The sequence below is a fragment of the Clostridioides sp. LIBA-2809 genome, from assembly GCF_056688965.1.
This window is the reverse complement of record NZ_CP197004.1, coordinates 288,062-300,486: the sequence shown is the minus strand read 5'-3', so window position 1 is coordinate 300,486 and position 12,425 is coordinate 288,062. Positions and strand designations below refer to the sequence as shown.

Annotated in this window: 12 protein-coding genes; all 12 read right to left on the bottom strand. The window is 29.6% G+C overall.

Going from position 1 to position 12,425, the window contains the following annotated elements; all coding sequences use genetic code 11:
• Positions 1-12 precede the first annotated feature (12 nt).
• The 12 genes from flgK to purD all read right to left on the bottom strand — a co-directional run bounded on the left by flgK (position 13) and on the right by purD (position 12,424).
• Positions 13-1,323, bottom strand: coding sequence for a flagellar hook-associated protein FlgK (gene flgK, locus ACTG44_RS01725; RefSeq protein WP_021382649.1), 1,311 nt, complete (start codon positions 1,321-1,323; stop codon positions 13-15).
• A 17-nt stretch (positions 1,324-1,340) separates the two neighbouring features.
• Positions 1,341-1,757 (bottom strand): flagellar protein FlgN, encoded by a 417-nt coding sequence (locus ACTG44_RS01720; RefSeq protein WP_021382636.1) that lies wholly within the window; start codon positions 1,755-1,757, stop codon positions 1,341-1,343.
• 4 nt (positions 1,758-1,761) lie between these two features.
• The gene (gene flgM, locus ACTG44_RS01715) at positions 1,762-2,037 is read right to left on the bottom strand and encodes a flagellar biosynthesis anti-sigma factor FlgM (protein ID WP_021382661.1); all 276 of its coding nucleotides are present in this window, start codon (positions 2,035-2,037) and stop codon (positions 1,762-1,764) included.
• 151 nt (positions 2,038-2,188) lie between these two features.
• Positions 2,189-2,503 carry a FliM/FliN family flagellar motor switch protein gene (locus ACTG44_RS01710; protein WP_021382667.1) on the bottom strand — a complete coding sequence of 105 codons (315 nt, stop codon included), beginning with the start codon at positions 2,501-2,503 and terminating at the stop codon, positions 2,189-2,191.
• A gap of 23 nt (positions 2,504-2,526) precedes the next feature.
• Positions 2,527-2,955: a YaaR family protein gene (locus ACTG44_RS01705; protein WP_021382610.1), complete on the bottom strand. Its 429-nt coding sequence runs from the start codon at positions 2,953-2,955 to the stop codon at positions 2,527-2,529.
• Positions 2,956-2,963: 8 nt separating this feature from the next.
• A complete protein-coding gene (locus ACTG44_RS01700) occupies positions 2,964-3,632 on the bottom strand; it encodes a lytic transglycosylase domain-containing protein (protein ID WP_021382652.1) in 669 nt (222 codons plus the stop codon).
• Positions 3,633-3,670: 38 nt separating this feature from the next.
• A complete protein-coding gene (rfbB, locus tag ACTG44_RS01695) occupies positions 3,671-4,654 on the bottom strand; it encodes a dTDP-glucose 4,6-dehydratase (protein ID WP_021382642.1) in 984 nt (327 codons plus the stop codon).
• 22 nt (positions 4,655-4,676) lie between these two features.
• A complete protein-coding gene (gene rfbC / locus ACTG44_RS01690; protein WP_021382637.1) occupies positions 4,677-5,237 on the bottom strand; it encodes a dTDP-4-dehydrorhamnose 3,5-epimerase in 561 nt (186 codons plus the stop codon).
• Positions 5,238-5,285: 48 nt separating this feature from the next.
• Positions 5,286-6,155, bottom strand: a complete 870-nt coding sequence (rfbA, locus tag ACTG44_RS01685; RefSeq protein ID WP_021382660.1) for a glucose-1-phosphate thymidylyltransferase RfbA — start codon at positions 6,153-6,155, stop codon at positions 5,286-5,288.
• A 110-nt stretch (positions 6,156-6,265) separates the two neighbouring features.
• A complete protein-coding gene (gene rfbD / locus ACTG44_RS01680; protein WP_479921157.1) occupies positions 6,266-7,138 on the bottom strand; it encodes a dTDP-4-dehydrorhamnose reductase in 873 nt (290 codons plus the stop codon).
• A gap of 204 nt (positions 7,139-7,342) precedes the next feature.
• Positions 7,343-11,149 (bottom strand): phosphoribosylformylglycinamidine synthase, encoded by a 3,807-nt coding sequence (locus ACTG44_RS01675; RefSeq protein WP_479921156.1) that lies wholly within the window; start codon positions 11,147-11,149, stop codon positions 7,343-7,345.
• 24 nt (positions 11,150-11,173) lie between these two features.
• Positions 11,174-12,424: a phosphoribosylamine--glycine ligase gene (purD, locus tag ACTG44_RS01670; RefSeq protein WP_479921155.1), complete on the bottom strand. Its 1,251-nt coding sequence runs from the start codon at positions 12,422-12,424 to the stop codon at positions 11,174-11,176.
• Position 12,425 lies beyond the last annotated feature (1 nt).

The window sequence follows — 12,425 nt, the reverse complement described above, 5'->3', positions numbered from 1 at the left end:
TTCCTCCTGCTATTAAATTATTCCATTTATTACAACATCCAACAGTTGTACAGCTGTTGACATAACTTTTGCACTAGCTTGATAGGAACGTTGTACTTTTATAAGTTCTGTCATTTCTTCATCTAAAGATACACCTGAAACACTCATTCGTGAGTTATCAATATTATTTATAATTTTACGTTGATTCACTTCATCTTGATTTACTTTTTGAGAATCTAAACCTACTGATTCTGCAAAAGCTTTATAGTGATCACTTATTGTACTTACTTTTCCACCAACTACCCCAATATCTACTTTTTCATCCTTTAACTTAGCAATCTTTGAAGCCTCATCAGCAGTAAGCTTTAATTCGTTTGGGTTACTCTTTATAGCTGGATTTACCTTTATAATATCTTCACCAGCTACATTTGAAGTTATAAAAAAATCTGTTACTGTTATTCCAGCAGAAGTATTATAAACATCGTTTATCTGTTTAGCTAATCCATCAGATACATCTTTTAAATCACTTTTATATGTATCAACTTTGCCATGCATTTCAAACAAACCTTGTAAGGTTCCTGATACACCTGTTTTCCAAGTTCCATCCGGATTTTTTAGTTCATTAAGTTCTAATTTACCATCTGCAAGCATATTTTTAACATCACTATTTTCAAGGTCTAATTTAAAACTTAAGTCATCTAATATTCTATCTCTTTCATCAAGTAAATCATTTGGAGTAGAACCCGAGCCAGATATAACATCAATAGATTTATTCAAATCTTCAAGACTTTTTAACATATCATTTATCTGCTTTATTTCAGAATTTATATTATCATCTATATCTCCTTTTAATTTATCAAGCTTCTTATAACTTTCACTTATTAAAGTTGCTAAATTTGATGCATTTTCTACCACGAGACTTTTTTTACTGTCACTATTTATATCTTTTGCTAATGATTCCCATCCTTTAAAAAAGTCATCTATACCTGCAGATATACCATAATCTGATGGTTCATTTATTATAGTTTCTATAGTATTATAATAATCATACTTTGAAACTGTCTTACCATATTTATGAGCTTCTGATCTAAATTGATAATCATAAAAACTATTTCTAGCTCTTGTTACATCTGTTACATGTACACCTGTACCCAGCTGACCTCGTCCAATTGCATTATTCAAGCTAGGCATATACATTGGGCTATTTGTAGCAAACTCTGTCCTCTGCCTAGAATAACCTTCGGTGTCCAGATTACTTATATTATGAGAAATTGTCTGTATTGCTTTTTGATGCGCATTCATGCCCGAATTAGCTGTATTTAAAATGGAAAATAATCCTGCCATATTTCTCCTCCCAATATCTATTTTCTAATATTTCCATAAGAATTATAAGTTGTAGTTTGTTTATCAACTGGCTTTATAAAATTAATCATTTTTTTCGTAAAGATAAGTTCTTTCTTTATTAGAGAATCATTTGACTCTTGTTGATTCTTAGCCAAAGCAATAATACGCTTAAGGTCTGCATATATTTCTTTTAAATATTCATCATTACTATTTTCAATAACTTCACTCATTGAGACATTATCATTAAAAATTTGTCTTCTTTTTATCTCTATAGATGCAAGTTCTCTACTGATATCTTCTAGTTTAGTATTTAACCTATTTAGATTTTCTATATCTTTTACAACTATATAATCAAATTGTTCCTTTAATAACTCCATCATATTACTAAGTATCTTTTTTTCTTCATATATTATAACTTTTAAGTCTGTAATCATGACTTTATCCTCGCATATCCTCTATCATTTTTTTTGCAATTTCTTCTGGCTTTATTTTGTAAGTTCCATTTTCCAACGCACTTTTTATTTCCTCTATTTTTTTATTTCTAATAGTCTCATCACTCATACTTGATACACTTGCCATTTCCTTTGCAAATTTAGATAGTTCTATCTTGTCTGTTTTACTGGTTTTTTGAACTTCTTGAACTTTTTTTACATCTGACGTATTTTTTAGATAATTATTTATTACAATATTTGAACTCACATTTTTAATATCCATAGTTTCACCTCCAAAATTACATTCTTATATTTTAATTATCGCTCAAAAAATAAAAATATTTATATGATTCGAACATATTTTAAAATTTTTATAAAAATATCCCCTTAGCTAAACTCATACAGAATAACCTAAAGGGATACTATTTAAAATGTTAATTTATATCTGAATCTTCTATTTTAGATAATCTTATAGATAATTTTTCATTTGTAATAATACTTTCTCCATAAGCAAACAATCTATCATTTGCATATATATCTAATTTTTCATCTACATTCTTATTTAATTTTATTATAGAGCCTTCTTTTAAATCTAATATGTTTTTTATTGTTTCTGTTGTTTTTCCTATAGAAACAGATACATTTACTTTTGCATTAAAAACATTTTGATTTTCTTCTATAACTCCAGTCTTTTCTTCTATTAGTTGACCAAAATTCAATTCATATATATCCTCTTTTTTGTTATTCATAAAACTTTTCTCCTCGTATAACCTTATCTATACATGTCTATTAACAGGCCTTGTATCATATCAACAGTAGAGACAATATCTATGTTTTCTTTTTCTTCACTAAGTAACTTACTAGTCATATCCTCAAGTTTATTATCAACAATCTTTACATTTTTGTAATATTGATGCTCCCAAAAACTACTATTTTTATCGAGTGAATACATATTATCTACAACAGATTTTAGATATTCTTTTACAGCATTTTTATACCTATTAATGTCTCCATAATTTTGAGTAAGTACAAGCCTTTCTCCAGCCTTTTTTACACTTTCAAAATTTCTTTTTATATCCTCTAATGAAGAAGATTGTTTTACGAAACCTAAGCTATCAGAAAATTTATTATTTTCCTTTGTTTTTTTCACTTCTATATTTCTACTTGGACTTATGTTTAGCTTATCTATATTTATACCCATAATAAAGCCTACCCTCTATAATATTTCATAACCTTTGGAATATAATTTTGTGTTTCTTTTGGCATTTTATATAAGTCAGAAATTGATTCCACCCCTCTGCTTTTCATCCTTCCAGGACCACCATTATATGCCATCAGCCCCATTTCTATGCTACCTCCAAACATATCTATATATTCTTTAATATGTCTAGTTCCTGCATCTATATTTTGTTCTATATTAAAAGGGTCTGTAACACCCAAGTCTCTGCAATTTTCTGGCATAAGTTGCATAAGACCCTTAGCTCCAGCAGAAGAAACTGTATTAGGATTAAAATCTGATTCAACTTTAATTATTGCCTTTATAAGATTTGCATCTATGTTATATTTTTTTGATGCTTGCTCTACAGCATTTTCAATTCTTGTCTTTACACTTTTATCTTTTGTATCAACATCTATAAATCTACTAGTTGTATTATTTACTACATTATCAAGCTCATTAAATAAATTTTCAGAATTAGATGATAAATTGTATCCATTAGAAGTCTGTTGATTATTTTGTGATATTGCTTTTAACAAAGTCATCATAATCATGTCAAATCCAGATGAATTATTATATGTACAATTACACTGATTTGTAGTGTTGCTACCAGATAATTGAGTCAATGCCAATATATTAATTAGTGAACTTATATCATTCAATATAAAACTCCCCTTTCTAAACTTTATAAACTTCAAAATTAAACTGATAAAATAGCTCTCCACCAATATTCATGTTCTACATACCATTTAACCGTTTCTCTTATACCTAAATCAAAATCATATTTCGCCTTCCAACCTAGCTCATTTTCTATTTTAGATGGGTCAATAGCATATCTTAAATCATGACCAGGTCTATCGTTTACATAGGATATTAAATCTTCAGATTTACCTAAAAGATTTAATATAATTTTTACTACTTCTATATTACTTCTTTCATTATGACCACCTATATTATAAATTTCGCCTATATTACCTTTATGTATTATTAAGTCTATAGCAGTGCAATGGTCATATACATGTAACCAATCTCTTACATTTGTTCCATTACCATATACTGGCAAGTTCTTATCCTCTAAAGCATTTAGAATCATGAGAGGGATTAATTTTTCAGGAAAATGATATGGTCCATAATTATTTGAACATCTAGAAATTGTTATTGGCAATCCATATGTTCTATAGTAAGAATTTACTAATAAGTCTGCTGATGTTTTAGAAGCAGCATAAGGCGAACTTGGATTGACAGTAGATTTCTCAGTAAAAAATAAATCCTTTCTATCAATTGGCAAATCCCCATATACTTCATCAGTAGAAATCTGATGGTATCTTTTTACTCCATATTTTACAGATGCATCCAAAAGCACTTGGGTTCCCATAATATTTGTTTGTATAAATAATTCAGGATTCCTAACTGACCTATCTACATGGGATTCAGCAGCAAAGTTGATAACCATGTCAAACTTTTCTTCTTCAAATAACTTATATACCTGTTCTCTATCTGAAATATCTCCTTTAACAAACCTATAGTTAGGATTGTCTTGTATTTCTCTTAATGTTTCCAAATTACCAGCATAAGTCAACAAGTCTAAATTAACAATAAAATAATCTACATACTTATTAAGCACATAATGTACAAAATTACTCCCAATAAATCCTGCTCCTCCAGTTATCAATATTTTTTTCATATTTTTCTCCTAAATTTTAATTCTAATAAACCTCTATACAAATCTCTTTAAAACTTTTCTGTTTTTTGTCCTTTTCTGACAATAATATTTTTTCAATTTCTTCTAAAGGCCAATCAATTGATACTTGCTTATCATTCCACAGAAAACCACTTTCAAATTCTGGATGATAATAATTTGTACATTTATAAGTAAATACTGCTTTTTCTGATAAAACTAAAAATCCATGTGCAAATCCTTCTGGAATATAAAATTGCTTTTTATTTTTATCAGACAGTATTACTCCTTCCCACTCTCCAAATGTTTGTGAATCTTTCCTTAAGTCAACTGCAACATCGAAAACTTCTCCCTCTATAACTCTGACTAATTTTCCTTGAGGATATCTAGTTTGAAAATGCATTCCCCTTAAAACGCCTTTTCTTGAACTGGATTCATTATCTTGAATAAAACACATATCAAGGCCCTGCTCCATAAAATCCTTTTTATTGTAACTTTCCATAAAATATCCTCTTTCATCACAAAACACATTTGGTTCAACTATATATAATCCTTCTATTTTTGTCTTTATAAATTTAAATTTTCCCATTATAACAAACTCCTTAATAAAATTTATAATAAATTTTATTTACCATAATTACATATCTTCACTAGCTAAATTTAATAGATATTGACCATACTCGGTTTTTATCAGTGGTTTAGCTAATTTCATTAGTTGTTCTCTGTTTATATATCCTTTTGTATATGCAATTTCTTCTAAACATGCTATGTACAATCCTTGTCTTGTTTGAACCACTTCTACGTAGTTAGAAGCATCTAATAGACCTTTATGTGTACCAGTATCAAGCCAAGCCATACCTCTTCCTAAAAGTTCTACCTTTAATTTTCCTCTTCTTAAATATTCATTATTTATCGAAGTTATTTCTAGTTCACCTCTAGCTGATGGTTCAACAAACTTTGCTATCTCTACAACATCATTATCATAAAAATATAATCCTGGTATAGCATAATTAGATTTAGGTATTTTAGGTTTTTCTTCTATCGATAATACATTAAAATCTTTATCAAATTCTACAACTCCAAATTCATTTGGATTGCTTACATGATATCCAAATATAGTTGCACCACTTCTTTTAACTGCATTCTCTAATCTTTCACTAAACCCATACCCATAAAATATATTATCACCTAATACAAGAGATACACTATCATTTCCTATAAATTCTTCTCCTATTATAAATGCTTCTGCAATCCCATTTGGTTTTTCCTGAGTTGCATATGTTATTTTAAGTCCTAATGAACTTCCATCTCCAAATAGTTCCTCAAATGCTGTTATATCTCTTGGTGTAGATATTATTAGTATATCTTGTATCCCTGCTAACATAAGAACTGACATAGGGTAATATATCATTGGTTTATCATATATTGGAAGTGTTTGTTTTGATATACATTTTGTTATAGGATATAGTCTTGTTCCAGACCCTCCTGCTAAAATAATTCCTTTCATACTTTATTCCATCCTTAAAATTGTTTTTGTCATATTATGATTATCGGATAAATAAAAGAAATATTTATATTTTATACAACATCTTATTTTATTTTATACAAGTAGTATATTTATTTTCTGTCTCTATCATATACATTTAAATACTCTTCAATAGATTCTTCCCACTTCCTAAATGAATTTAATCCAATTAATTTCAACATAAAATTATCCAATACAGAATATGAAGGTCTTTGAGCCTTACATTTAAAATCTTTACTTTTAATTTGATTTACTTTTATATCTATATTTTTTAATTCAAATATCTTTTTTGCAAAATAATACCAACTACACTCACCTTCACATGTCGCATGATAAACCCCATAATGTTCTGTTTCCATAATATTTATTATAACCTTTGCTAAATCCACTGTACTTGTTGGACTCCCAAATTGGTCATCAACAACATTAACTTCTTTGTTTCCTTTAGAAAGTCTTATCATAGTTTTTACAAAATTATTCCCATCACCATATAACCATGCTGTTCTCAATATAAAGTATTTATGTGAGAATTGTTCCACAAATTTTTCTCCCATAAGTTTACTTTTCCCATACACAGACTTGGGCTCAGTTTTATTGTCTTCTATATATGGATATTTAGAAAAACCATTGAACACATAGTCAGTTGATATGTGGACAAGTTTTGCATTAACTTTATCTGATGATATGGCTAGATTTCTTACTCCTAATGCATTTATTTTATATGCAATCTCTATATTATCCTCACATTCATCAACCTTCGTGTATGCTGCACAGTTTATAACTATATCGGGTTTATTATACAATATAAAATTATCTACATTAATTTGATTAGATATATCTAAATCATCTCTTGTTGTAGCTAATATAGTGTATTTTGGTTGATTCATACTTTGATTGATTGATTTTAATTGGTTAACCAGCTCTTTTCCCAATTGACCATTAGACCCTGTTATTAATATTTTCATTAATCGTATTTACCTCCAATAAATATCCAATTCTGCTTAATAATTAATTATAACATAGCTTATATTTTGACTTGAGTAGAATGTATTATTTTTATATAAATAAAAAAGAGATGTAATATTGAATGATTATCATCATATTATTACATCTCTCTAAGTCTAAATATTAAAAATATATATTGTAATTACCAATTAAATATCAAGACCTTATCTAAAATACTTAACTCCAGATTCAAATATCATTTGGTCTTTTTCACCTATGATATTCTTATATACTGCCTCACCAATTCTCTCAGAATGTCCCATCTTACCAAACACTCTACCATCAACACTAGTTATACCTTCAACAGCATAGAATGAACCATTTGGATTAAATTCAATATCATAAGTAGCCTCATTATTAAAATCAACATATTGAGTTGCTACTTGTCCATTAGCAATTAATTCTCTCATAACTTCTTCACTAGCAACAAATTTACCTTCTCCATGAGAAACTGCTATATTGTGAATATCACCAACATTAGTTTGAGCCAGCCAAGGAGACTTATTAGAAGAAATTCTAGTTCTAGCAATCTTAGCTTGATGACGACCAATATTGTTGTAAGTAAGTGTTGGTGCATTTTCACTTTGAACTCTTATTTCCCCATATGGAACTAATCCTAATTTGATTAATACCTGGAATCCATTACAAATACCTAGCATTAGACCATCTTTTTTAGTTAAAAACTCATTTATAGCTTCTTGTACTCTAGGATTTCTAAATACAGTAGCTATAAATTTACCAGAACCATCTGGCTCATCACCTGCACTAAATCCACCTGGTAACATTATTATTTGAGAAGATTTTATCTCATTTACTATTGTATCTATAGAATCTTCTATATCTTTATAAGTTAAATTCTTGAATACTCTTATATTTGCATTAGCTCCTGCTCTTTCAAATGCTCTTGCAGAATCATATTCACAGTTTGTTCCAGGGAATGCTGGTATAAATACTCTTGGAGTAGCTATACTTAATGATGATTTTTTAGCCTCCCCTTGTGATATATAATTTATAGTCTCTATTTTTGATTTTACTTCTTCTGCTTTAGTTGGGAATACAGGCTCTAAAGTACTACAATGTGCTTTATATAATTCATCTAATAAAAGTTCTTCACCTTTGATGAATAAACTAGCTTCTTTAACTGTACTTCCAAGAATCATGTAATTATATCCATCTAACACATTTAAATCATCATTCGCTAATTCAAGTACTATATTTCCATAACTAGCTTCAAATAATTTATCATCTGTAAGTGCCTTTTCAGCTTCTTCACTAAACTTAAATCCTACTTTATTACCAAAAGACATTTTACTTATTGCTTCACCCACACCTGCAAATCCTAATGCATATGTTGATAAAACTTTATTTCCATGTATAAGTTCTCTTACTTTATCCAAGTTTTTCTTTAATTCTTCAAAATCTATAACATCATTTTCTGATTTATTTACACATAACATTACTACTTTTGAGTCTGCTTTTTTAAATTCTGGAGATACTACTTTTCTAGCATCTACTGTATCAACAGCAAATGAAACCAAAGTTGGCGGAACTTCAATATCTTTAAATGTACCAGACATACTGTCTTTTCCACCTATAGCAGGTATCTCAAATTTACTTTGTGCATAGAATGCTCCTAAAAGTGCTGAGAATGGTTTACCCCATTTTTCTGGATTGTTACCAAGTTTCTCAAAATACTCTTGGAATGTAAGTCTTGTTGTACTGTAATTTCCTCCAATAGCAACCAATTTACACACAGATTCTACTACTGCATATAAAGCACCATGGAATGGACTCCATTTTCCTACCTTTGGATTGTATCCATAAGTCATTATTGTAGAAGTATTAGTTTCTCCACCAAGTACTGGTATCTTAGCAACCATACCTTGAGTTGGAGTAGCTTGGTACTTTCCACCAAATGGCATAAGTACTGTATTGCCACCAATTGTATTATCAAACATCTCAACTAATCCTTTTTGAGAACAAACATTAAGGTCAGATAATACTTTTGTAAATTTATCTTTCATACTTGCACATTTAACGTCTTTTACTATTTCATTAGAGTTAAAGAATGTATTTTCTTCATCTACTTTAGTAACATGGACATCAGTAGTTTGTTTTACTCCATTTGTATCCAAAAACTCTCTATTTATATCTACAATTGCTTTTCCATTCCAGAACATTCTTAAATATCCTGTATCAGTTACTGTAGCTACATGTGTAGCTTCTAAGTTTTCTTCTACTGCTAATTGTATAAATTTATCTTTATTTTCTTTTTTTATAGCCACAGCCATACGCTCTTGTGATTCTGAAATTGAAAGTTCAGTTCCATCAAGTCCATCGTACTTTTTAGGCACTAAATCTAAGTTTATGTCCAAACTATCAGCAATCTCACCTATAGCAACACAAACCCCACCTGCTCCAAAGTCATTACATCTTTTTATCATTTGAGCGACTTCTTTATTTCTAAAGAATCTTTGTATTTTTCTTTCGTTAGGAGCATCTCCTTTTTGAACTTCTGCACTACAAGTTAAGATTGATTCTTCACTATGCTCTTTAGATGAACCAGTTGCTCCTCCACAACCATCTCTTCCTGTTTTTCCTCCAAGAAGAACTATCACATCTCCTGCTTCAGGTCTTTCTCTTACTACATTTTCTTTTGGTGCTGCTGCTATAACTGCACCTATTTCCATTCTCTTTGCAACGAAGTTTTCATCATATACTTCTGCAACTTGTCCAGTTGTAAGACCTATCTGGTTACCATATGAACTATAACCATGAGCAGCTTCTGTAGTTATTTTTCTCTGCATAAGTTTTCCAGGTAAAGTATCCTCTAAAGTTGTTCTTGGGTCAGCACTTCCTGTAACACGCATTGCTTGATAAACATAACTTCTTCCTGATAATGGGTCTCTTATAGCTCCACCTAGGCAAGTAGCTGCTCCACCAAATGGTTCTATTTCAGTTGGATGGTTATGAGTCTCATTTTTAAACATTACTAAATATTTTTCCATCTTACCATCAACTTCAACATCTACATTTATACTACATGCATTTATCTCTTCACTTTCATCTAAATCATTTAATTTTCCATTTTTCTTTAATTCTTTTACTGCAACTGTAGCTATATCCATTAGACATATATCTTTATGTCTGTTCACATATACATTGTCTCTTGAGTTAAGATACATTTGATACGCTTCTTTTACTATATCATTAAACTTACCATCTTCTATTTTTACATTTTCTATTTCAGTCATAAAAGTAGTATGTCTACAATGATCAGACCAGTAAGTATCTAGAACTTTTATTTCTGTTATAGTTGGGTTTCTTTTTTCTGTATCTTTAAAATATTTTTGAACGTGTTGTAAGTCTCCTAAAGTCATTGCTAATCCTTTTTCACTTACAAATGTTTTTAGTCCATCTTCATCTAAATCTATAAACCCATCTAATACTTCAACTGTTGTTGGTATTTCAGTTTCCATTTTTAATGTTTCTGGTTTTTCTAAAGATGCTTCTCTACTATCTACTGGATTTATACAGTAATCTTTTATTTTAGAAAACTCTTCATCAGTTACTTGACCTGATAATATATAAACCTTTGCTGTATTAATAGCAGGTCTTACACCTTGATTTACGATTTGGATACATTGAGCTGCCCAATCACCTCTTTGGTCATATTGACCAGGAAGAAATTCTATCGCAAATACTCTTTCACCATTTAACTCTGGTATTTCTTCATAATATACTACATCTAGATTTGGTTCAGAAAATATTGTTTTTGCTGCATTTTCATAAACTTCTTCTGATATTCCCTCTACATCATATCTATTTAATATTCTTAAATTTTCTATATTGCTTATGTGTAAACTTTCTAACAAGTCTTTTTTTAAAGCTTTAGCCTCAAGGTCAAAACCTTCTCTTTTTTCAACTAGTACTCTTCTAACCATTGAGTCTTTATTTTCAGTATTCAACATACCTTATCCTCCATTTTAGAAAAATTATCTTCCTATGTCTGTTCTATAGTGCATTCCTTCAAAGTTTATTTTCTTTATATTCTCATAAACTTTTTCTGCTGCGTCCTTAACTGTAATTGATTTTGCAGTTATACCAATTACTCTTCCTCCATTAGTAACTAAATTACCATCAAGCATCTTAGTACCACTGTGGAATACTACTATATCATCATCCAGGTTTTCAAGACCAGTTATAATTTTTCCTTTTTCATAACTGTCTGGATACCCTCCTGATGTAAGCATAACACATACTGCTTCATCATCACTATAATTTATTTCTATATCTTTTAATTTATTATCCAATATAGCTTCCATTATCTCATGTAAATCTGTTTCTAATCTAAATAAAACAGATTGTGTCTCAGGGTCTCCAAATCTTACATTGTATTCAAGTACTTTCTCTCCATCTTCAGTTATCATAAGACCAACAAATAAAATACCTTTAAAGTTAAGACCATCTTTTTTGAATCCTTCTAAAGTTTTTTCTAATACTGTCTCTTTTACTTTATTTGCTAATTCTTCTGTATATATTTCACTAGGTGAAAAAGTCCCCATCCCACCAGTATTTGGTCCTTGTTCATAATTATTTACTTTCTTATGGTCTTTTGCACTTGCCATAGGAACTATTGTGTCATTGTCTACAAATGCCAAGATTGAAGTTTCTATTCCTTTTAAGAACTCTTCAAGTACTATTTTATCTCCAGCAGCTCCAAACTTCTTATCTGACATCATTTCTTTTAAAGTTGCTATAGCATCTTCTCTATTTTCAGGTATTACAACACCTTTTCCAGCAGCTAATCCGTCCGCTTTTATTACTACTGGATATCCAAAGCTATCTATTTCTGATATAGCTTCTTCTAAGTTTGTATATTCTTTATATTTTGCAGTAGGTATGTTATGTTTTATCATAAAATCTTTTGAAAAAGCTTTACTTCCTTCAAGTTGAGCACATTTTTTATTAGGCCCAAAAACTCTTAGACCTTCCTTTTCAAACTCATCTACTATACCCATAACTAGTGGTACTTCTGGTCCTACTATTGTAAGACCTATTTCATTTTCTTTTGCAAATTTTAAAAGTTCTTCTATATTAGTATCACTTATATTTACACATTCTGCTACATTTGCAATTCCTGCATTACCTGGCGCGCAATAAACTTTATCTATATTCTTTTCTTTGCTTAGTTTCCAGCATATAGCATGCTCTCTTCCGCCACCGCCTACAACCAATATCTTCATA